The 21583-nt window shown below is 58.1% G+C and carries 18 protein-coding genes; 13 read left to right on the forward strand and 5 right to left on the reverse strand.

Going from position 1 to position 21583, the window contains the following annotated elements; genetic code table 11:
- Nucleotides 1-6: 6 nt before the first annotated feature.
- Complete coding sequence (locus tag DBQ51_RS05315) at nt 7-900, forward strand: LysR family transcriptional regulator (protein ID WP_107630942.1); 894 nt, start codon at nt 7-9, stop codon at nt 898-900.
- 113 nt (nt 901-1013) lie between these two features.
- Here the strand turns inward: DBQ51_RS05315 and DBQ51_RS05320 are convergent, their stop codons facing one another.
- The gene (locus tag DBQ51_RS05320) at nt 1014-2348 is read right to left on the reverse strand and encodes an SLC13 family permease (protein ID WP_107630943.1); all 1335 of its coding nucleotides are present in this window, start codon (nt 2346-2348) and stop codon (nt 1014-1016) included.
- 585 nt (nt 2349-2933) lie between these two features.
- Between DBQ51_RS05320 and DBQ51_RS05325 the strand changes: the two genes are divergently transcribed.
- The 10 genes from DBQ51_RS05325 to DBQ51_RS05370 all read left to right on the forward strand — a co-directional run bounded on the left by DBQ51_RS05325 (nt 2934) and on the right by DBQ51_RS05370 (nt 13936).
- Nucleotides 2934-4208, forward strand: a complete 1275-nt coding sequence (locus DBQ51_RS05325; protein ID WP_159068071.1) for an SLC13 family permease — start codon at nt 2934-2936, stop codon at nt 4206-4208.
- A gap of 89 nt (nt 4209-4297) precedes the next feature.
- Nucleotides 4298-5440: an acyl-CoA dehydrogenase family protein gene (locus tag DBQ51_RS05330; RefSeq protein WP_054327911.1), complete on the forward strand. Its 1143-nt coding sequence runs from the start codon at nt 4298-4300 to the stop codon at nt 5438-5440.
- A gap of 111 nt (nt 5441-5551) precedes the next feature.
- Nucleotides 5552-6328, forward strand: coding sequence for an enoyl-CoA hydratase/isomerase family protein (locus DBQ51_RS05335; protein WP_054327912.1), 777 nt, complete (start codon nt 5552-5554; stop codon nt 6326-6328).
- A 33-nt stretch (nt 6329-6361) separates the two neighbouring features.
- The gene (locus DBQ51_RS05340) at nt 6362-7549 is read left to right on the forward strand and encodes a CaiB/BaiF CoA transferase family protein (RefSeq protein ID WP_107630945.1); all 1188 of its coding nucleotides are present in this window, start codon (nt 6362-6364) and stop codon (nt 7547-7549) included.
- Nucleotides 7549-8328: an acyl-CoA dehydratase activase gene (locus DBQ51_RS05345; RefSeq protein ID WP_054327915.1), complete on the forward strand. Its 780-nt coding sequence runs from the start codon at nt 7549-7551 to the stop codon at nt 8326-8328. The genes DBQ51_RS05340 and DBQ51_RS05345 overlap by 1 nt, the downstream gene beginning before the upstream one ends.
- Nucleotides 8329-8366: 38 nt before the next feature.
- The gene (locus DBQ51_RS05350) at nt 8367-9644 is read left to right on the forward strand and encodes a 2-hydroxyacyl-CoA dehydratase subunit D (protein WP_054327916.1); all 1278 of its coding nucleotides are present in this window, start codon (nt 8367-8369) and stop codon (nt 9642-9644) included.
- Nucleotides 9644-10768 (forward strand): 2-hydroxyacyl-CoA dehydratase subunit D, encoded by a 1125-nt coding sequence (locus DBQ51_RS05355; protein ID WP_107630946.1) that lies wholly within the window; start codon nt 9644-9646, stop codon nt 10766-10768. The genes DBQ51_RS05350 and DBQ51_RS05355 overlap by 1 nt, the downstream gene beginning before the upstream one ends.
- 41 nt (nt 10769-10809) lie before the next feature.
- Entirely contained in the window at nt 10810-11613 is an 804-nt protein-coding gene (locus tag DBQ51_RS05360; RefSeq protein ID WP_054327919.1) for an electron transfer flavoprotein subunit beta/FixA family protein, read from the forward strand.
- A 16-nt stretch (nt 11614-11629) separates the two neighbouring features.
- Nucleotides 11630-12634 (forward strand): electron transfer flavoprotein subunit alpha/FixB family protein, encoded by a 1005-nt coding sequence (locus DBQ51_RS05365; protein ID WP_054327920.1) that lies wholly within the window; start codon nt 11630-11632, stop codon nt 12632-12634.
- 159 nt (nt 12635-12793) lie between these two features.
- Nucleotides 12794-13936, forward strand: coding sequence for an acyl-CoA dehydrogenase (locus DBQ51_RS05370; RefSeq protein ID WP_107630947.1), 1143 nt, complete (start codon nt 12794-12796; stop codon nt 13934-13936).
- Nucleotides 13937-14028: 92 nt separating this feature from the next.
- Here the strand turns inward: DBQ51_RS05370 and DBQ51_RS05375 are convergent, their stop codons facing one another.
- Both DBQ51_RS05375 and DBQ51_RS17340 read right to left on the reverse strand, forming a co-directional pair.
- Entirely contained in the window at nt 14029-15501 is a 1473-nt protein-coding gene (locus DBQ51_RS05375) for a recombinase family protein (protein ID WP_107630948.1), read from the reverse strand.
- Between the two features lies 1 nt (nt 15502).
- A complete protein-coding gene (locus DBQ51_RS17340) occupies nt 15503-15637 on the reverse strand; it encodes a hypothetical protein (RefSeq protein ID WP_256435212.1) in 135 nt (44 codons plus the stop codon).
- Between the two features lie 573 nt (nt 15638-16210).
- On the opposite strand from DBQ51_RS17340, the gene DBQ51_RS05380 reads away from it, so the two are divergent.
- Both DBQ51_RS05380 and DBQ51_RS05385 read left to right on the forward strand, forming a co-directional pair.
- Complete coding sequence (locus DBQ51_RS05380) at nt 16211-18157, forward strand: oxidoreductase (protein WP_107630949.1); 1947 nt, start codon at nt 16211-16213, stop codon at nt 18155-18157.
- Between the two features lie 88 nt (nt 18158-18245).
- Complete coding sequence (locus DBQ51_RS05385) at nt 18246-19352, forward strand: NAD(P)-dependent alcohol dehydrogenase (protein WP_107630950.1); 1107 nt, start codon at nt 18246-18248, stop codon at nt 19350-19352.
- 68 nt (nt 19353-19420) lie between these two features.
- On the opposite strand, the gene DBQ51_RS05390 is transcribed toward DBQ51_RS05385, so the two are convergent.
- Nucleotides 19421-20959 carry a glycine betaine ABC transporter substrate-binding protein gene (locus DBQ51_RS05390; RefSeq protein WP_242977833.1) on the reverse strand — a complete coding sequence of 513 codons (1539 nt, stop codon included), beginning with the start codon at nt 20957-20959 and terminating at the stop codon, nt 19421-19423.
- Nucleotides 20956-21582: an ABC transporter permease gene (locus DBQ51_RS05395; RefSeq protein WP_054328561.1), complete on the reverse strand. Its 627-nt coding sequence runs from the start codon at nt 21580-21582 to the stop codon at nt 20956-20958. The genes DBQ51_RS05390 and DBQ51_RS05395 overlap by 4 nt, the downstream gene beginning before the upstream one ends.
- Between the last annotated feature and the right edge of the window lies 1 nt (nt 21583).

Here is a 21583-nt window from a genome sequence, read left to right on the forward strand (position 1 = left end):
TGGGATATGCAGTTACTACATTTATATTATTTTAAGCTCTTGGCTGAGAATGAGCATCTGCTCAACACCGCAAAGATAATTCACATTTCCCCGCCGGCGCTGAGTACGACCATCTCCCGTCTGGAGGATGAGCTGCAGGTCAGCCTTTTCGACCGCGTCGGGCGCAAGATTAAGCTCAACGAAAACGGGAAAATTTTATATATCCATGTATGCAATATCTTTTCCGAACTGGATAATATCAAGCGCGAACTATCCAAGACCGCGACCTCCCAAAAGGATATCGTATATGTGGGTGTCTCCGCGCAGTCGCTCTGGACCGAAGTCATCAGCTCCTTTATGAAGGCGCATCCCTCGGTTACCATCAAGCATGCTTCCCTGACGCTCAAGGAATTACAGGATCCCGACGCGCTCGGACAATACGACCTCGTTATCACTGATGTCGGCGACATCACCAATAAGGCTTGGGAGCATGAATTTATTGTTGAAGATCCGCCCGCGCTTTTGGTAAACTGCGATCACCCATTTGTCCAAAAGGGCGCGATCTCTTTGGCGGAGGCACGGGATGAACCGTTTATCGCATTATCCAAGGGCTATTCCTCCCGCGCCTTTTTTGAAAACGCCTGCAAGCAGTCCGGCTTTATTCCTCGAATCGTGGCGGAGGTGGACTACATCTTACGCACGCAGTTGATTGAGAATGGCTACGGCATTGCATTCAGCAGCGTCCTCGGCGCACGCGCCATCCATTCTTCGCTGGTGCGGATGGTACGCGTCAAATACCCTCCCAACCCCAGAATGCAGACCGTGTTCTGGAAGTCCGGCGTCGCTCATTCCGATACCGTACTCCAATTCCGCGACTACCTGATCGACTTTTACCAAAACAAGGCGCAGCGCGGCATATGAGAAACGCAGGTCCGGCTTATGCCGGGCCTGCGTTTCTTTTGGGGAAAATAGGGGCAAAACCTGCTTCTCCTTTTGGAAAAGCCGATATGGGCAAATTTGCGCTCCGCCGCCCGTCAGAACGTATAAAGTACAGGAGATAGGAACGCGGCTACAAGCATCAGTATGATACACAGCGGGCCGCCTATTTTGACATAGTCCATGTACTTGTAACCAGCCGGCAGGGTCTGGGTGCATGCGGGGGTACCGACAGGCGTTGCACACGCCAGATTCGTAGCAACTGCACCGATCGCAATTACAAACGGGATCGGGCTGATACCCAGTTGCATGGCGATCTCAATGTAGATCGGGGTCATCATCGCTGCCAGCGCCGTATTAGACATAAAGTTCGTCAGCACGGTGGTAACAATGACGCCTACCACCATCAACACCGCCGTGGATGCATTCTGGCCGCCGAACAGATTCAGCACGAACTCCGCGATCACCTTGCCGCCGCCAGAGACGTCCAGGCCCTTGGCAAAGCCCTGCGCCGCCGCGAGAATGACGATGGTGTTCCAGTCCATTTCCGCCAGTGTTTTCTTCAAAGGCATGCAGCCGGAAACAATCAGGATCGTCGCACCCAGCAGACCGATGATGCCAACATCCAGATAGGGATCGAACGCGTCAAAGCCTGTCAGAATGAATCCGACAATGCACAGCAGCAGCACGATGACCGACATTTTCCCTTTCCACGCTGGAATCTTATCGGTTTCCTCGTCGCCCGATTTCTCCGCCAGCTCCGCATAGTAATTGCCTTTGTCAAAATCCGGACTTTCCGGTTTCAGCACCTTTTTGCAGAGCGGATAGCCAATGGTGGCAAAATAAATAATCATGATCAGGCACATGGGCAGCATGAGTTTGGTCTGGTCAAACAGTCCAAGGCCAGCCTCGTAGCCCTCATAGCCCATCAGTACGGAATTGGCGGTAAGCTGCGATGTGGAGCCGACCAGCGTAGCCGCACCGCCGATCGCTGACGCCATGCCTGCCGCTATAATAATCATTTTGGAGCGAACCACACCATGCGATTTTGCCGCACAAGCAGCAATCAGCGGCATCCACATTGCGATCGTACCGGAATTGGACAGAAATGCGGACATAACGGTACAGCAAATGACGACCACAACCATGAACAGCCGCTCGTTTTTAGCTACTGCGCTGTTGCTGATCGCACGGCCGATCTTATTGGCCATACCGGTTTTGAACAGGGCGTCGCCAACGATACACATACCGGCGACCATCATTACGGTCGAACTGGAAAAACCGGAATATACGTCCGAGAGCTTCATTTCCGGCAAAATAATCCCCATTGCCAGAGAAGCGATCATCGCTGTCATGGCCAACGGGATTTTTTCCAAAACAAAGGAAATAATTGTAATTATTGTGATAATTATTGCTATTGTGCTGGAGGGCATACAGACTTCTCCTTTCTACCACCCAATTCTGTAAAATGGGAGCGCAAACCTGCGAAGCGTTTGAGTCAGAGGACGTCTCCTCCAGTCACACATGCATGCTACATTGTCAAAATAACAACAACCTTTGCAATTGTCAAATCCGCCTTACCGGCGGATTTTTTTATAAAAATGTGCATCTTACTCATTTCGAGTAAAATGAAATTGTTTATTTTATATCAATTTTGACGCGATCATTTTTTCTATAATTAATAATTCCTTATCTTTGTTACAAGTAATGATAACATTTCGTAATTTTTACCAGCGCAATAATTTACTTTTTATGTGCATTTTCAATCGCAAAAAATTTATCCGGATAGCACGCCAGTCTGTGGTATCCCGCACCCTTCGGCACCTCTTCCCCGCCGCCTTTATTGTGTATTTTGCATATAAATCTCAATATCTTATTAGGCATTTGCGTCATTGTTAACATCCCACTTAACAAAACCAATGTATTTTGGAAATAGACAGCGCCTACTTGATACGCTATCGTTAAATTATAATCAATGCAAAATCCAGCCTGCCGCAAGGCAAAAGGAGGCACAACTCTTGAGTACTTCGACGATAGCACTGATCATTTTGGTCGTTACGATCATTTTGTTTGCATCCGGCAAGGTTCCCCTCTCCGTGACCGCGGTCGGCGCCGCGCTTGCGATGGGCATATGCGGCGTGATCCCGTTTACCAGTGCATTTGCCGGCTTTGCCAGCGATGTCACGATGATGGTGATCGGCTCCATGATCATCGGCGAGGCTCTGTTTGAAACCGGAGTCGCACAAAAGATCGGAACCTCCATCATCCGAATGGTGGGCATACGGGAAAAGCTGTTTATCGTGGTATGCGTCGTCGTCTCCGCCATACTCTCCGCTTTTCTCAGCAACACCGCGGTCGTCGCAATGATGCTGCCGGTTGTTTCCGCAACAGCGGCCAGTTCGCGCGGCGCTATTTCGCGTAAAAACAGCTTTATGGCCATCGGCTTTGCAGCCAATGTAGGCGGCGGCATGACGCTGGTCGGCTCCACGCCCAACGTGATTGGCCAAGGTATTTTGGCTGATGCGGGTCTGGAAACCATGGGCTTTTTCGACCTGACTTGGGGCAGCATCCCCCGCCTACTTTTTATCATCCTGTTCTATGCAACCATCGGTTACGCCCTGCAAAAGCGGGTTTTCGATTTCGAGGAAAAATACGACCTTGCGCAGGACGCGCAAGAAGAGGAGGAGCAGGCCCAGTACAGCACCGTGAAAATGATTATTTCCTCTGCCATCCTGATCCTTACGGTTATCGGCTTTGTCGTCGGTATCTGGACGGTTGGCGCGGTTGCTATGGTCGCGGGTCTGGCCTGTATCCTGACCGGCTGCATCTCGGTCAAGCAGGTATTCGCCCGCCTCGACTGGACGACCGTATGGGTCCTGGCCGGCTCGCTCGGCTTTGCCGCAGGTATTTCGGAAAGCGGAGCCGGCAAGCTGATTGCGGACACGGTGATCGGCTGGATGGGCGGCAATATCAGCATGTTCAAGCTGCTCATTATCTTCACCATCCTGAGCGTTATCATGAGCAACGTGATGTCTTCGACCGCTTCCATGGCTATGCTTGGCCCGATCGCGCTTTCCATGTGCGCTTCTCTGGGCTATGCAGCCAAACCGGTCATCATGGCGATCATCTGGAGCCTGAATCTTGCGTTCCTGACGCCGATTGCGACACCGCCGGTTACCATGACGCTGCAGGGCGGTTACCGCTTTTTGGACTACACCAAGATCGGCACCCCGTTACTGATCGGCTGTCTCATCCTTACCATCGCCAGCTACCCCTTTGTTTTCCAGCTGTAACCCGTTCGAGACGAACAGCACCACTCGTACCAAATCAGGATATGGACGCCTGTTGGGAATAAAACACATGCTTTAGGAGGAACACGACTATGATGACCGATTATGATTTCATGCTGAATGAAGACCAGATCGAGCTGCGCAATTTGGTCCGCGAGTTTGCGGAAAAAGAGGTACGGCCCACCTGCCGCATCGCGGAGAAAGACGCCATCGTACCCGAGGATCTCGTCAAGACCGCTTATGAAATGGGTCTTCATCTGGTCACCGTTCCCGAGGAGTACGGCGGACTGGGACTGGATAACTTTACATACGCCGTCATCCGCGAGGAACTCGCACGCGGCGACGCCGGTTTCGCCTCCCGCGTATTTGGTTTCGGCTTCGAGCCGCTCAATATCGCCGGTACGGAGGAGCAGAAAAAGTGGGCTGCGGATATCATGGTCAACGGCGGCATCATGGCGTTCGGCCTGACCGAAAGCGTATCCGGCTCTAATGCCGGCGCTATGGTCACGACCGCGCGCAAGGTTGGCGACGATTATGTGATCAACGGCGGCAAGACCTTTATCACCAACGGCGATTGCGCCGATCTCATCACCATCTTCGCCGTTACCGACAAGGAAAAAGGGACAAAGGGCGGCATCACCGCATTCCTGCTTCCCAAGGACACACCGGGCTTCACAGTGGGCGAGCATGAGGATAAAATGGGTATCCGCTGCGTCCATACCAACTCGCTGTTCTTTGACGACATGGTACTCCCGTCCAAGTACCGTCTGGGCGAAGAGGGCCAGGGCTATCAGATTGCCATGAAGATCCTCGACAACTCCCGCCCCTGCACCGCAGCCTCCGCAGTCGGGATTGCACAGGCCGCGCTGGACGAAGCGGTTCCTTATGCTAAGGAGCGCGTCGTTTTCGGCAAGCCGATCTGGAAGCATGAGGGGATCGGTTTCCTGCTCGCGGATATGGAAATCCAGACGCAGGCCGCCCGTCAGATGGTTTGGGGCGCCTGCAAGTCGGCGGACGCCGGCATCATCAACAAAAAGCTGATCGCCTCCGCCAAATGCTTTGCGGGCGATACCGCGGTATTCGTTACCACCAACGCGGTGCAGGTGCTCGGCGGCAACGGCTATTCCCGTGAGTATCCGGTGGAAAAGCTGATGCGCGACGCAAAGATCTATCAGATCTTTGAGGGTACCAACCAGATCCAGCGTGTCGTTATTTCCGGCCAGCTCTGCCGATAAAAACGCTTATACCTCCCATTCCAGTTGCCCGCCGCATACTTCCGGCGGGCAACTGGAGCAATGCTTTGCCGATTCTCCGTGGGAAACAGACATTTGTATTGGAGGCATAACATGGAGTCTGTACTTACAACAGTAAAAAGGGGACGGATCGCGATTTTTACTCTCAACCGTCCGGAAAAGTATAACGCACTCAACCCCGCACTTATTCAGGCGCTGGAAGAGGCTATGCTGGACTTTATGGAAGACCCCGACCTATACGTCGGTATCCTGACTGGCGCGGGCGGCAAGGCTTTTTGTTCCGGCGCGGACGTGACCGAATGGCTCCCGTTCGTCAAGGCCACGGCAGACCGTCCATGGCGCATCCCCCGAACGCCGATGCGCGGACTGTATGTTACGAAACCGTTGATCGCTGCGGTTAACGGCCTTGCTTATGGCGGAGGCGGCGAACTGGCGCTCGCCTGCGACCTGCGCATTGCCGCCGAGCATGCATCGTTCCGCTGGCCGGAGCCGTCGCTCGGGCTGCTGCCCCGCTTTGGCGGGACACAACGCCTGCCGCGCATCATCGGCTATGGAAGGGCCATGCAGATTCTGCTCACCAATGAAAAGGTCGATGCGCAGACCGCGCTTCAGATCGGTCTGGTGAACCAGGTCGTCCCCGCAGAGCAGCTGCTTGACGCTGCGCTGCAGGCTGCGGAAAAGATCTGCCAGCTGGCGCCCCTGGCGGTCAGAAGCATCAAACAATGCCTGTCGCAGGGCTATGACATGCCGCTGCGTGATGGGCTTGCGCTGGAAAACACGCTCGGTATGGCGCTTTACCAAACCGAGGATTATCTGGAGGGCGGCCGCGCGTTCCAGGAAAAGCGGCCGCCGCAATTTCAGGGTAAATAAAACAACTTCATTGGATTTGAAAGGAGCATATTTATGTCCAGACAGGCTTTGGAGGGTCTGAAGGTCGTTGAAGTGGGCAATATCGTGGCCGGCCCTTGGTGCGGCAGCATGCTGGCCGATTTCGGCGCGCGCGTAATCAAGGTCGAGCCGCCCAAGACCGGCGACCTGATGCGCGGCATGGGCCGCATCAAAAACCTGTGGTTCGCCGTCGAAGGCCGCAACAAGCAGAACGTTACCCTCAACCTTAAAACCGAACAGGGTAAAAAAATGCTTTGGCAGCTGATTGAGGACGCAGACGTCCTGATCGAAAACTTCCGCCCTGGCGTGTTCCGAAAGCTCGGCTTCACCTGGGAGGAAATCCACCGGCGCAACCCGCGCCTGATCTACACGGTCGCTTCCGGCTACGGCCAGACCGGCCCCTACGCTCCCCGCCCCGGCTTTGACCGCATGGGCCTTGCGCTCGGCGGCTTTCTGGAGGTCACCGGCTATCCGGATACGCCTCCGGTCAAGCCCGGCATCTCGGTCGCGGACTTCTATACTGCCATGTTCAGTTGCATGGCGGTCATGTTCGCGATCTACGACCGTGATGTCAACGGCTCCGGCGAGGGGCAGATGATCGACTGCGCGCTGACCGAGTCGGTCCTGCGGCTGCAGGAATCCATCATCGCGGAATACTCCTACGACGGTACCATCCGCACCCGTATTGGCAACGGCACAACTGTTACCGTCCCATCCGGCCACTTCCTTACCAAGGACGACAAGTATGTTGCCCTGTCCATCACAGGCGATAAGCTATACCGCGACTGCATGCACCAGATCGACCGCCAGGATCTGATCGACCATCCGGATTACCAGACCACGATCGACCGCGCGGCGCACCGTGAGGAGATCAACGCGGAATTTGCCAAGTGGGCGCGCGCCCATACACTGAAGGAATGCCTTGACATACTGGGCGAAGGTATCCCTGCCTGTCCGATCTACAACGTAGCCGATATTATGGAGGACCCGCAGTTCGCAGCACGCAACGATATCGTCGAGGTCGAAACCGAGCAGTTCGGCAAAATCAAGATGCAGAACGTTTGCCCCAAAATGCTGGGAACGCCGGGTGAAATCAAATGGCCCGGCCAGCCGCTCGGCAAATTCAACAAGGACGTATTCGGCGGATTGCTCGGTTATACGGATGAGCAACTCGCCAAGTTTGCGGAGGACGGGGTGATCTGATGTTTGCAGCCGGCATTGATATCGGTTCCACCGCTTCCAAGGCCGTCATTCTGGCAGCGGACGGCGGCATCGCGGCCAAGGCGATCGTCCCAATCGGCACGGGTACCGTTGGTCCGGCTCGCGTGTTCGCGCAGGCGCTGGAAAAGGCCGGCATCACGCGGGACGATATCCAATGGATTACTGCAACCGGATACGGCCGTTTCTCTTTCGAGGGGATTAACGATCAAAAAAGCGAACTGAGCTGCCATGCCAGAGGCATCGCCCACCTTCTGCCCGCTACCCGTACGATTGTGGATATCGGCGGGCAGGACATCAAGGTTATGCGCATAAACGGCAAGGGCATGCTGTTGAATTTCGTGATGAACGATAAATGCGCGGCGGGTACCGGACGTTTTCTCGACACCATGGCCAAGGTTCTCGACGTAGAGGTGACCGACCTGAGCGATCTCTCTTTCCAGGCGGACGAGGCGGCCGAAATCAGCAGCACCTGCACGGTTTTTGCCGAGTCCGAGGTCATCTCCAAGCTGGCCGCGAACATCAGGCTGGAAAACATTGTTTCCGGCATCCATAAATCCGTGGCGCGCCGCGTCGCATCCCTGGTGCAGCGCTGCGGAATCCAGCCGGAGGTCGCCATGAGCGGCGGCGTCGCACTTAACAAGGGGCTTGTTCATTCTCTGGAGGAGGAGATCAAGCACCCCATACAGGTTCATGAGGACTGTCAGCTCGCCGGTGCGCTCGGTGCCGCACTGTACGCGCTGGGCAGCATGCGGTCCGCCTGAACGCCATATTTTCATTCGCAGGAAAGGATGGAACCCCTATGAGCGAAACTACTGAAGTAAAAAAGCCAAAGCGCCCGCTTCCCAAATCCCGCGTAATGCTGAACGCGCTGGTTGACAGCATCTACCAAGCCGCTTGGGACGCCGAGGCCAAGGGCGAGCCGGTCGGCTGGTCCACCTCTATCTTTCCGCAGGAGCTGTGCGCCACGTTCGACGTACCTGTCCTGTATCCTGAAAATAACGCGGCCGGCGTAGCCGCACGCCATGACTCCCCCCGCTTTATCGCGACCTCGGAGGGAGAGCTGGGTTATTCCAACGATATCTGTTCTTACGCCCGCCTAAGTATCGGCATGGCGCACCAGATGGCCAACGACCCCAACTATGAGCCGCCCTCCGTGCAGCGCATGCCGCGTCCTACATTCCTGCTCTGCGCCACCAACAGCTGCTTTGAACTGCTTAAATGGTACGAATGCCTGTCGCGCGAGCTGGATATCCCGATCTTCATGCAGGACTGCCTGTTCAACTATACGGACGCCAAGCCCGCTAAACACTGGATCGCTTACGGCCGCAGCCAGATCGAGCACAACATCCACCGTATGGAGGAATTTTTCGGCAAGAAATTCGACTGGGATAAATTCCTTGAGTTGCAGAAGATCTCGGTCGAAAACGCGCGGCTGTTTGACGAGTGCGTCCTGATGAACGACCGTAACCCCGCTCCACTCAACGGCTTCGACCTGTTCAACTACATGGCGCCCATGGTCGTCGCGCGCAGCCGGCGTGAAACCACCGAGGTACTCCTGCAGCTCAAGCGCGAGATCCAGGAGCATATCGACAACGGAACCACTACTTTCGGCACCTCTCCCCAGGAGTACCGTGTCGACTGGGAGGGCATCGCCTGCTGGCCGAATCTTGGCTTTAACCTCAAGACCATGAAAAAGTATGGCGTCAACTGCGTTACAAACGGCTATGTCGGCGCCTGGAGCCTGCACTATACGCCGGGTAATCTGGATGAAATGGCCGAGCAGTATATGCTTTCCTCCACCAACGTCGTCAATACGACCACGATGATGGGCAAGCGCGCGGATGTCGCCAACCATTTCCAGTGCAACGGTATGTTCTGCCATATCAACCGCAGCTGCAAATTCATGACCTACCAGATGACCTGCGGGCGGGAGATCGTGGAGGAAAAATGCGGTATCCCCGTCGTGTTCTTCGACGGTGATCAGGCTGACCCAACGATTTTCAACGAAGCCCAGTTTGAAACCCGGCTGCAAAGCCTGGTGGATGTAATGAAAGCAAATAAGGAGGCGGAGCAGTAATGGCTGACGTAAAAAACCTGCTGGCACAGTTTGACGACATCAGCAAAAATCCGCAGCGTCTGCTGAAAGAGTATCTCAATGCCGGCGACAAGGTGATCGCCTGTTTCCCCGTCTATACCCCCCAGCCGCTCGTCCTTGCGGCCGACATGGTGCCGATGGGTATTTGGGGCGGCCAATGCAACCCCCAGATAGCCGGCAAGTACGCCCCTATCTTTACCTGCTCCCTGCTGCGTTCATGCCTGGAGTTCGGTATGACCGGCGCGTATCGGGGCGTCTCCGCGGCGATCATGCCCATCATCTGCGATACGTTCCGCGGCATGAACTCCGCATGGCGCGCAGGCGTTAAGGACATTCGCCCGATCACCTTTATTTATCCACAGAACCGCAAGGATCCCGGCGCGCGTGATTTCCTCATTGAGGAGATCAAGACGGTACGCAGCGCCTTGGAGGAGATCTCCGGCAAGGAAATCACAAACGAAGCCTTGCAGAACGCCATCGCGCTGTGCAACAAACGAAACGCTGTCATGCGGGCCTTCTGCGAAGCGGCGAACGACCATCTCGACCTCATCCGGCCGGCCGACCGCCACCATGTCATGAAAGCCGCCACGTTCCTGCGTCCGGAAAAAACCATTGAAATGGTTTCTGCACTGACCGAGGCGCTCGCCGCTGAGCCGGTCTGCGACTGGAAGGGTAAAAAAGTCATCCTCACCGGCATCACCTGCGAGCCGGACGAGGTACTCGGCTACTTTGCCGACAACAACGTCGCCGTGGTCGGCGACGACCTGGCGCAGGAATCCCGTCAGTACCGCAGCGACTATCCCGCGGCCAACTCCGCAATCGAAAGCCTTGCGCTGCACTGGTTTGCCATTTACGGCTGTTCGACTGCCCACGACGATAACAATACTGCGCGCGGCCAAATGCTTGTCAAGCTGGCAAAGGACAGTGGCGCGGACTGTGTCGTGCTGTGCATGATGCGCTTTTGCGAAATCGAAGAATACGACCAGCCATCGGTAATTGACACTGTGACGCGCGCGGGGCTTATGAGCTTCAGCATCGACATCGACCAAAGCACTACGGAAAGCGGCCAGGCGCTGACCAAGATACAGGCATTTGCAGAAAACTGATTGCCTGTGTTTCATTCATTAAACCAAACAGGAGGAACACCATGAACATTTTAGTATGTATCAAGCAGGTACCGGATACAACGGAGATCAAGATCGATCCGGTGAAGAATACGCTGATTCGGGAGGGCGTGCCGTCGATCGTGAACCCGTTCGACGGCTATGCCCTGGAAGCGGCGGCGCGGATCAAGGACAAGGATCCGAATACGCGGATTGTCGTGCTGTCCATGGGTCCCGAGCAGGCCAAGGCAGCGCTCAAGGAATGCCTGGCCATCGCAGCGGACAAGGCGTATCTTGTATCTGACCGCGCGTTCGGCGGCTCGGACACGCTTGCTACCAGCTATATCATTTCCGAGACGATCAAAAAGGTGGAGGAGCTTGAGGGCAAGTTCGATGCGATCTTCTGCGGTAAGCAGGCGATCGACGGCGACACCGCGCAGGTCGGTCCGGAAATCGCAGAGCATCTGGATTATCCGCAGGTCACCTACGGCCTGGAGGCTGCGGCTGGGGACGGACGCATCCGCGTCAACAAGGAAGTTGAGGAAGGCGTGGAGGTCGTAGAGGTGCAGACGCCGTGCGTAGTTACCTTTACCAAGCCCGCTTGGGACCCGCGTTATCCCACGATCAAGCGCAAAATGGCGGCCAACCGCGCGGACATTCCGACGCTGACCGCCGCTGACCTGCCCACCATCGACCTGGCGCACGCCGGTCTGAAAGGCTCGCCCACCAAGGTGAAAAAGACCTTTGTGCCGCAGAAAAAAACGGGCGGCGTCAAGATCAAGGAAGAAACCGCGGCGGATTCGGCTGTCAAGCTGTTCCAGCTGCTCAGCGACGCGAGCGTCATTTAAGGGAGGCAGGAGAACCATGGAAGCAAAAACGAAAGACCTTTGGGTATTTGTGGAGACAAACGGCGACGGTTCGGCAAAGAACGTCGGCATTGAATTATTGACCCCCGGCCGCATGATGGCGGATAAGCAGGGCGGCGCTCTGGTCGCCATTGTGATCGGCGATCATGTATCGGCTGCGGTCGAGGCGGCGTCCACGCACGGTGCGGATCAGGTCATTGTCGTCGAAGGTGCGGAATACGGACATTACAGCACGGACGCTTATGCTATCGCGCTGTGCGCGCTCGTGGAGAAATACGGCCCGACAAGCATGCTGATCGGCGCGACCAATAACGGCCGCGACCTTGGCCCGCGCGTATCCTGCCGCCTCAGGACCGGTCTGACCGCGGACTGCACCGCGCTGGATATTGATGAAGAAAGCGGCAATGTCGCCTGGACTCGCCCTGCATTCGGCGGCAACCTGATGGCGACCATCCTCTGCCCCGACCACCGGCCGCAGATCGGCACAGTTCGCCCGGGCGTCTTCAAGAAGTGCGAGGAGACCGCGGCAAAGGCTCAGGTTATCCGCGAGGATATCCATGTGGAAGAAAAGGACATCCGCACCAAGGTGATCGAGCTGCTGCGAGACATGGACGAAGAGAACGTCGATCTGGAGGGCGCGGAGATCATCGTATCCGGCGGCCGCGGCGTCGGCGGTCCGGAGGGCTTCGAGCCGGTGCGCGCGCTGGCCAAAGCGCTCGGCGCAACGGTCGGCGCCTCCCGTGCGGCGGTGGATTCCGGCTGGATCAGCCATGCCCACCAGGTCGGGCAGACCGGCAAAACCGTCGGTCCCAAGCTGTACATCGCCTGCGGCATTTCGGGTGCAATTCAGCATCTGGCCGGCATGAGCGGTTCGGATGTGATCGTTGCCATCAACAAGGATCCGGACGCCCCGATCTTTGACGTGGCTGATTACGGCGTGGTTGGCAACTTGTTCGAGGTGCTCCCCGTACTGACCGAGGAGATCCAGAAAGCGCGCGGCTGACAAAACCGATACCTCCCTTGGAAAGCACGGACGCCGTGCGGCGCCTAAACGTACGGTGTAGCGCGCGTTTTCCATAGGGCGTTTGTAAACGCTCAGGGCATGGGGCCGCTGCCGGTGGTTTGGCGGCGGCCTCCTCTGCAACGAGAAAGGAGAACAGATATGAATTTTCATTTTACCGAAGACGAAAAGGATATCCTGAATATGCTGCACGATTTCGCGATCAAGGAGGTCGCGCCGATCGCCGCGGAAGTCGATGAAAACGAGCGTTTTCCCGAGGAAACCTGGCGCAAACTCGCGGAGATGGGTATGATGGGCGTGCCTTATCCGGAGGAATACGGCGGTGCCGGACTGTCCTATGTTTCCTACATCAGCGTTGCGGAAGAGCTTGCGAAATACTGCGCCACGACATCGGTCATGGTTTCCGCCCATACCTCGCTCTGCACCTGGCCGATCTATGCGTTTGGCACGGAAGAGCAGAAGCAGAAGTACCTTCCCGATCTCTGTTCGGGCGAAAAGCTGGGCGCATTCGGCCTGACCGAGCCGGGCGCCGGCACGGACGCCGCCATGCAAAAGACCACCGCCGAGGACAAGGGCGACCACTGGGTGCTTAACGGCACAAAGATATTCATTACTAACGCCGGCTTTGCGGATACTTTCGTCGTTTTCGCCATGACAGACAAATCGCTCGGCACCAAGGGCATCTCGGCGTTCATTGTGGAGCGTGAATTCCCCGGCTTCCGCGTGGGCGCGCATGAGAAGAAAATGGGCATCCGCGGCTCGTCCACCTGCGAGCTGATATTCGAAGACTGCATCGTACCCAAGGGGAACTTGCTGGGCGAAGTCGGAAAGGGCTTCAAGATCGCGATGATGACGCTGGACGGCGGACGCATCGGCATCGGTGCGCAGGCGCTCGGCATCGCCCAAGGCGCGATCGACGAATGCGTCAAGTATGTTAAAGAACGCGTGCAGTTCGGCAAGCGCCTGAGCCAGTTCCAGAACACGCAGTTCGAGCTGGCTGATATGCAGTGCAAGGTAGATGCGGCGCGGCTGCTGATCTATCGGGCAGCGCAGGCCAAGCAGGATGGCGAGCCCTACAGCCACCTTGCCGCGATGGGCAAGCTGTACGCTTCCGAGGCCGCCAGCGACGTTACCCGCCGCTGCCTGCAGCTCGTTGGCGGCTACGGCTATACCCGTGAATATCCTTTCGAGCGTTTCATGCGTGACGCCAAAATCACTGAAATCTACGAAGGCACCTCTGAGGTCCAAAAAATGGTCATCTCCGGTTGGATGGGTGTAAAGTAATCCCGCCTTTCGGAATGTAGCAAAAAACAGCGCCCCGCTCCACTGCGGTACTATGGTATCCGCAGCGAGCAGGGCGCTGTTTTTGATTCTTTTTATATCCGCCAGGTAATGCAGACCTCTCGGCAGGATACCGTTACCTTTTGTACCAGCACGTCGAGCACCGCCCGTTTCCCCTCGAAGCACAGGCTTTCCCATTGTGCCGCGCCATCCGGCGGCACCGCCTCTGTCTCCCGCCGGCCCGCCAGCCGCCGCCGGATCTCGGCTGCCTGTCCGGTCAAGGCGGCGGCGCGTTCGTTAATCAGGCACATGGCCTGTTCATTCGCCTGCGGGATGCGAGCGGCGAGCGCCTCCCGCTCGCTTTCCAGCTCCGCAAGACGGGCGCGCAGCGCGGCGAGTACCGTGTCCGCTTGCCGCTGCGGTTCGAGCGGCCCCAGCTCTGCCAGCCGCGCTCGCACCGCTTCTCCGGCTAGCCGCTCGACCGCATCCGCTTTGGGCAGCCCCGCGACGGTGCAGCCGTGCGCAGCATAGCGGTGCGAGCAGACCAGATAGCGGCTGCCGTTCGTCGCCCGCTTGACGGTCAGCGCATAGCCGCAGGACGCGCATTTGAGGCGTCCTGCCAGCCAAGTCCATTTTGCCTTGTTGCCCGCGGCGACCGGACGGTTGCCCATGCAGCGCCGGCGGCAGGCCAGCCAAACGTCCTCATCCACCAGGCCCTCATGCGGCGCGAGCAGCAGGCGCGCGGCCTCCGGATGGGTCTGCTTACGCTTCCCACTTTCCCCGGAAAACAAAAAGCAGCCGTTCCGGCCCGCAAACAGCTCCGGCTCGCTCAGCATCTCGGTGCCGGCCCGCTGGTAAAATTCATAAACGCCCTGCCCCGCGCGGACATAGACCGGATTGCGGATGGTCTCCCGCACGCGCTCCCGCGTCCACGGCCGCCCCCGCCGGTTTACAACGCCGTTTTCTTCCAGCAGGCGCAGCACATCCCCGATCGAATTTTTCCGGTCCGCGTATAGCGCGCAGATTAGGCGGATATGCTCCGCCTCCTCGGGCTGCGGCACATAGCGCCTGGTATGTACCCCGTCAAGCACGGCGTCCTCCAAAGCAAAGCCATACGGCACATGCCCGCCCATGAAAAAGCCGTGCTTCATGCGGGCGGCATAGGCATCCGCGACGCGCATCTGGATGGTTTCGCGCTCCAACTGCGCGAACACGATGCAGATGCTCAGCATGGCGCGCCCCATCGGCGTGGCGGTATCAAACTTCTCCGTACAGGAAACGAATTCCACGCCCAGGCGTTGGAACTCCTCTATCATGCCCGCAAAATCCAGGATGGAGCGGCTGATGCGGTCCAGCTTGTAGACAATCACCCGCGAGGCGCCGCCCTGCCGCAGCGCCTCCATCATGCGCCGGAATGCCGGCCGGTCGGTGTTTTTGCCGCTGTACCCCTTGTCGGAAAAGATCCGGCACGGTCCGCCCCTCGTCTCATACCGGCAATATTCGATCTGGCTCTCGATCGAAATGCTGTCTGCCTTGTCGACCGACTGGCGGCTGTAGATGAAGTCCACGCTATCCCTCCGCCCGCGCGTATTGCCGGAACACGGCGGCCAGCGCCCGCACGGCTGCCTGCCGCTCCTCCTCCGAAGCCTGCAGCGGACGGATATGGACGACCGCGAGCGCCTCCGCTTCCTGTTTTTCCATCATTTCCGCACCACCTCCGCCTCCACCTTATGCGGCGGGCAGGCGGGGTATGCACACAAGGTAAGGCTCTTGGTTCCCTCCCAGTGGCTTTGTCCCCCCGCATCCGCCATATGTGCAAAAACACGAATTGTTTTTTATTCATTTTCCACAACAATCTTGTTCATCCCGTCATTTTTGGACATAAAATCTTTTTTTCTGTCTCTCACAGTAATCGACAGGAGAAAAAAGCCGCAGTATGATACTGATACAAGAGGGGCGCACACCAAACGCACCGTCATTTTCCACAAAAAACGCAACGCCGTTTTTCCGAAAAGGACGGGTATCCCATAATGCCCGCCCCTTATGAACGCTTTCAGGCGGATTGGTTCCGTCTGGATGGCAAGGCCGCCACGATGACCCGCGCGAATTAAGGCCCCAGCATGACATTCGCCAGGGCAGGCGCGGCCTGTAAGCGAACTCCCCCGCATACGTTTCCGGAAATCGGTTTTACGGAGCGATGCCGTAAAACCGGTTTTCCGCTATCCGTGCTGCTGGGCGGCGCGGCAAACCGGATTTTGGAAAGGATTGATCTCGGCTATGCAGAATAAATATTACCCCCATTTGGCAAGCCCGCTGACCATCAAGGGGCTGACGTTCAAAAACCGGATCCTGGGCGCGCCGATGTCCAATCCGGAGATGGATCCGGACAGCCATATGCGCAAAGAGGACGTGGCGTTCCATGAAAACCGGGCGCGGGGCGGCCTGGCCAGCGTGGCCATCGGCCTGGGCATTGTGGACGCAGTGGGCCGCACGCACACCAAGGAGGTCGCGCTGTACGACGTAGGCTCGCTCCCTTCGCTCAAGGAGGCGGCCAAGGCTATGCACCGCCATGGCTGCAACGCGGTCATGGAGCTGGCGCACGGCGGCAAGTACGCTAACGCCCGAGGGCATGGGCAGGCAGCCGAGCGGTATGCGCTCGGCCCGAACGATGAAGTCAACCCAGACGGCCTGCCGGTGCGCAGTATGACCGAGGACGAGATCGTCCACACCGCCGAGGCTTTCGGCCGCGCGGCCGCGCTGGTCAAGCAGGCGGGCTTTGACATGGTGCTGATCCACGGCGGCCACGGCTGGCTGCTGGGGCAGTTTATGTCGCCGTCCATGAACCACCGCACCGACCGCTGGGGCGGCAGTCTGGAGAACCGCATGCGTTTCCCCCTGCTCGTGATCGAGAAAGTGCGCGAGGCGGTGGGCGACCAGTTCCCGATCGAATTCCGCATGAGCGGCGCTGAGTTGACCGAGGGCGGATACGGGCTGGACGAGGGCATTGCGATGGCCAAGGCCATCGACGGCAAGGTGGACATCATCCATGTTTCCGCCGGCGTACACGAGGGCCCTGGCGTGTTCGTACAGTCGCATCCCTCAATGTTTGTCGAGCACGGCTGCAACGTCTACCTGGCTGAGGAGATCAAAAAGCATGTCAAAACGCCGGTAGCGACACTGGGCGGGCTGAACGATCCGGATATGATGGAGGAGATCATCGCTTCCGGCAAGGCGGACATCATCGAGATCGCCCGCCAGTCGATCTGCGACCCCTATTTTCCGGAAAAGGCGTTCTCCGGCCGCAAGGACGATATCACCCGCTGCTGCCGCTGCTTCACCTGCTTCTACAATTATCTGACCAACCGCACGTTCTGCTGTGCGTTCAACCCCATCGTCGGCCGCGAGATGGAGAGCTTTTACGGCGCGCCAGCGACAACGCCCAAAAAGGTCGTGGTCGTCGGCGGAGGCCCAGGCGGGATGTACGCCGCCATCACGGCTGCCCAGCGCGGCCACACGGTCACGCTGTATGAGAAAAACAGCCGTCGGGGCGGGCAATTGCTCTCCGAGCAGTACATCCCGTTCAAGCAGGACATGTACCGCTTCGTGCAGGTGCTCGAGGGCCGGCTGCGCGAAGCAGGCGTGGATGTGCGCCTGAACACCGCTCTGACCGCGGAACAGGCCGAGGCGCTGCAGGCCGACGTCATCCTCGCCGCCGTGGGCGCGAAGCCCATCGTGCCGCCCATCCCGGGCATCGACAGTACGAAGGTCGTTACCCTGGACGCGCTGCACCAGAAGGACCCTGCCATCGGTCAAAAGGTGGTCATCCTGGGCGGCGGTCTGGTGGGCAGCGAGTGCGCGATCTATCTGGACGGTCTGGGCAAGGACGTGACCATTGTGGAGATGAAGGACGACTGGGCTGCGGACTCCTACTTCATGCACAAGAACGCTATGAAGATCTATATGCGGAACAGCGGCATCCGCATCCATGTAAACACCACCGCAAAGGCCGTAACCGACGCCGGCCTGCTGTGCGACAGCCCGAACGGCGAAAGGCTGCTGGAAGCGGACACCATTCTGCTCGCCGCGGGCATGAAGGCTGACCGCGTGTGCGCGGAAAGCTTCTACAACGCCGCGCCGCGTGTGTTCGAGATCGGCGACTGCATCAGGGCCGGCCGCGTCGTGGACGCGGTCACGGACGGCTACTACCGCGCGCTCGATATTTGAACCGCCGCGCCTATCCCCGCATCCTTGGTCCGCGCCCCGCGGGCCTTTGGAAATTCCATTTTTATCCTGATACGAGGAGGACCACTCCATGAAAATCAAAGCTGCCGTTACCCACGCGCCCGGCGCGCCGTTCCAGATCGAGGAAGTCGAGCTGGCCGCCCCGCAGAAGCATGAAATCCTGGTGAAGATCACCGCCTGCGGCGTATGCCACACCGACGACGCAGCCCGCCAGCAGGTCATTCCGGTCCCACTGCCCGCAGTGCTCGGCCATGAAGGCTGCGGCGTCGTCGAGGCGGTCGGCCCCGAGGTCACGGAATTCCAGCCTGGGGACAAGGTGGGCATATCGTTCGGCTACTGCGGCCGCTGCCACAACTGCATGACCGCCCACCCGCACGCGTGCGAGAACTTCAACGCCAGCAACTTCGGCGGCGTGCAGCCGGATGGCACGTCGCGCCTGTCTGCGCTGGATGGTACGCCGCTGGCTACGTTTTTCGGCCAGTCCTCGTTTGCGACTCATGTGGTCGTCAACGAAGCCAGCGCGGTCAAGGTGCAGTACGACGATATCGACCTTGCGCTCGTCGGGCCGATGGGATGCGGCATCCAGACCGGTGCAGGCGCTGTGCTCAACCGCCTGCGGCCGGAGTTCGGCTCGTCCATAGCGGTGTTTGGCTGCGGTACGGTCGGCATGAGTGCGATTATGGCTGCCAAGATCGCGGGCTGTGAAACGATTATTGCGGTAGGTGGCAACCCGAAGAGCCTGGAGCTGGCAAAAGAGCTGGGCGCGACCCACACCATCAACCGCAAGGAAGTCGACGACATCGTGGGTACAATCAAAAATGAAATCACAGATGGCGGTGTCAATTATGCCATCGACACGTCGGGCGTACCCGATTTTGTCAAGAAAGCCCTGGCGTCCTGCCGCTTCATGGGTACGGCGGTCGTGCTCGGCGCAACCGGCGACGTGACGTTCAACATCCAGGCCGAGCTGATGGGCGACGCCAAGAGCCTGATCGGCATTGTCGAGGGCGATGCCATTCCCAAACTGTTCATCCCCAAACTGCTCGACTACTACAAAAAGGGCATGTTCCCGTTTGATAAACTGATCAAGTTCTATCCGTTCGAGCAGATCAACGAAGCGTTTGAGGAGTCCGGCTCCGGCAAGTGCATCAAGGCGATCCTCCGTATGGACGCCTGACCGCTTTCCTCCATTATACAACACATCAAAAAAACGGTGCGGAATATAGTTCCGCACCGTTTTTGCGTTTATTTTTCCAGCAGTCCCTGCCCGACCAGGAATTCGTGCGCCACCTCGTCGACCGGCCGCCCCTCCACGTCCACCTCATAGGTCAGGCCGCTCATCAGCTCGTCGGTAAAGAGGCCGTTGAGCAGGCTGAGCGTGTCCTCCAGATCCGGCGCCTGCTCTCGAAAGCGCTCAAACACATCGTTCCGCGCCAGAATCGTGCCGTAATAGTCTGGGAAGAAATGGCGGTCATCCTCCAGAATGGTCAGCCCCGCGCGCTTGTTCAGCCCGTCGGTCGCGTAAACCACCATGACATCATACGCGCCCTGCTCGATCGCCTTGTATTTGAGCATAATATCGACATGCCGCACCTCCTTGAAATCCAGGTCGTAGAAATTCACGAACGGCCCGAACTTCATGCTGCCGGCATCGGTGAAAAAGTCCTGCTCCGCACCGAAGCGCAGCTCGCCCGCAACCGGCTGCAGGTCACTGATGGTGGCCACGCCGTACCGGTCCACCACGTCCTGCGTCACGCCGATGGCATAGGTGTTGTTGACGCCGATCTTGCCCATCAGCCGCACATCATATTTATCCTGCAGGCGCTCGTTTACAAAATCGTAGAGCGTCCGCCCCTCCGGTATATCCGCGGTATCCAGACCCATGATGGTCGTCAGGATGGTACCGTCCCAGTTGTACATTAGGTCGCAGCTGTGTCCGTCCCCAACCAGCTCGTCAAAATTGTTCTTGGAGGTCATCTGATCCTTGATCGTCACGGTCAGATCATACCGATCCTCGACCAATTGCTGAATCATGCTGTTGACGAGCTGCACCTCGGAAAATTCGCCCTGGTACAGCACCAGCCCGTCCGCGTCCTGCGGGATGAAATTCCACGCGCACAGCCCCAGCACGCAGACCGCCGCAGCCGCGGCCCCCAGCCGCCTGACCACCCGAAAGCGGTAAGCGGGCGCGGCCGCTGTGCGGCTGTTCATCCGGCGCTCCACAATGCCCATCAGGGTGTCGAGTACCAGCGCCATGAGCATAAGCACGCCCGTGCCGCCGAGGATCGCGTTCATATCATCTTGCCGGATGCCGGTGTTAATCACACCGCCCAGGCCGCCGCCCCCGACAAACGCAGCGAACACGGCCGTTCCCACTGCGTTGACCGCCGCGATGCGGATACCGGTGAAAATGATGGGGGCCGCCATGGGCATCTCCACATGAGCCAAGCGATACAGGCGCGTCATCCCCATCCCCTTTGCCGCTTCGACCAGGTAATCCGGAACCTGGTCCAGCCCCAAGCAGGTATTGCGCACAATGGGCAGCAGGGAATACAGCGCAAGCCCCGTGATGACGGTCGGCTTGCCCGCGCCCAGAAACACCATGATAATGCCGAGCAGGGCAAGCGCCGGCGTAGTCTGGATCAGGTCCACCACGCGCAGGATCACCCTGCGCGCAGCGGGATAAAAATAACATATTACACCCAGCGGCACGCCGGCCAGAATCGCGCACAGCAGAGAAGCGACGACAATGGAGATATGGTCGAGTATCATCACCGCGCTCATACGCCGCCGCCCCCTTTCCGCATGCCCTTGGGTACGACCATGCGCTGTAGCACGTCGATCAGGGAGCCGAGCAGAAATGCCAGCAGCGCGGCCGGTATGGCGCCCATCAGGATCAGGCCGTTGTCATTGGCGCTGATGCCGGTATAGATGAACTCGCCCAGCCCGCCTTGGCCGATCATTGCCGCCAGTACGGTCCAGCTTACGGTATAGATCGTGGACATGCGCAGGCCGCCGATGATGGTCGGCAGCGCCAACGGTATCTCGATCTTGTACAGCCGCTGCAGCGGCGTCATGCCGCAGCCACGGGCGGCCTCGATATACTGCGGGTCAACCGATACCAGACCCGCATAGGTGTTTTTGAGAATCGGGAACATTGCGTAGATCGACAGGGCAATCAGCACGGTCGCGGGCTGCATGCCCAGCCAGATAAAGAGCAGGCCGACGAACACAATGCCCGGCACCGTGTTGAATACGCTCAATACCGGCAGCACCACGCCGGACAGGCGGGGCCGGCGGGACAGCAGGATACCGAACGCAACGCCCAGCACAAAGCCGAAAAACACGGAAACCGCGGTGAAGCCCAAATGCGCCAGCAATGCGCGGGGAAGATCGTGGTAGGTCATA

It is taken from the genome of Agathobaculum massiliense, assembly GCF_900291975.1.
GTDB lineage: Bacteria > Bacillota > Clostridia > Oscillospirales > Butyricicoccaceae > Agathobaculum > Agathobaculum ammoniilyticum.

Excerpts from the sequence above, each read along its gene's own strand:
- DBQ51_RS05345 (WP_054327915.1), top strand. The coding sequence starts at position 7,549 with ATGTTTGCAGCCGGCATTGATATCGGTTCCACCGCTTCCAAGGCCGTC.
- DBQ51_RS05380 (WP_107630949.1), top strand. The coding sequence starts at position 16,211 with ATGCAGAATAAATATTACCCCCATTTGGCAAGCCCGCTGACCATCAAG.
- DBQ51_RS05315 (WP_107630942.1), top strand. The coding sequence starts at position 7 with ATGCAGTTACTACATTTATATTATTTTAAGCTCTTGGCTGAGAATGAG.
- DBQ51_RS05390 (WP_242977833.1), bottom strand. The coding sequence starts at position 20,959 with ATGAGCGCGGTGATGATACTCGACCATATCTCCATTGTCGTCGCTTCT.
- DBQ51_RS05395 (WP_054328561.1), bottom strand. The coding sequence starts at position 21,582 with ATGACCTACCACGATCTTCCCCGCGCATTGCTGGCGCATTTGGGCTTC.
- DBQ51_RS05350 (WP_054327916.1), top strand. The coding sequence starts at position 8,367 with ATGAGCGAAACTACTGAAGTAAAAAAGCCAAAGCGCCCGCTTCCCAAA.
- DBQ51_RS05385 (WP_107630950.1), top strand. The coding sequence starts at position 18,246 with ATGAAAATCAAAGCTGCCGTTACCCACGCGCCCGGCGCGCCGTTCCAG.
- DBQ51_RS17340 (WP_256435212.1), bottom strand. The coding sequence starts at position 15,637 with ATGATGGAAAAACAGGAAGCGGAGGCGCTCGCGGTCGTCCATATCCGT.
- DBQ51_RS05330 (WP_054327911.1), top strand. The coding sequence starts at position 4,298 with ATGATGACCGATTATGATTTCATGCTGAATGAAGACCAGATCGAGCTG.
- DBQ51_RS05335 (WP_054327912.1), top strand. The coding sequence starts at position 5,552 with ATGGAGTCTGTACTTACAACAGTAAAAAGGGGACGGATCGCGATTTTT.
- DBQ51_RS05320 (WP_107630943.1), bottom strand. The coding sequence starts at position 2,348 with ATGCCCTCCAGCACAATAGCAATAATTATCACAATAATTACAATTATT.
- DBQ51_RS05340 (WP_107630945.1), top strand. The coding sequence starts at position 6,362 with ATGTCCAGACAGGCTTTGGAGGGTCTGAAGGTCGTTGAAGTGGGCAAT.
- DBQ51_RS05355 (WP_107630946.1), top strand. The coding sequence starts at position 9,644 with ATGGCTGACGTAAAAAACCTGCTGGCACAGTTTGACGACATCAGCAAA.
- DBQ51_RS05370 (WP_107630947.1), top strand. The coding sequence starts at position 12,794 with ATGAATTTTCATTTTACCGAAGACGAAAAGGATATCCTGAATATGCTG.
- DBQ51_RS05365 (WP_054327920.1), top strand. The coding sequence starts at position 11,630 with ATGGAAGCAAAAACGAAAGACCTTTGGGTATTTGTGGAGACAAACGGC.
- DBQ51_RS05360 (WP_054327919.1), top strand. The coding sequence starts at position 10,810 with ATGAACATTTTAGTATGTATCAAGCAGGTACCGGATACAACGGAGATC.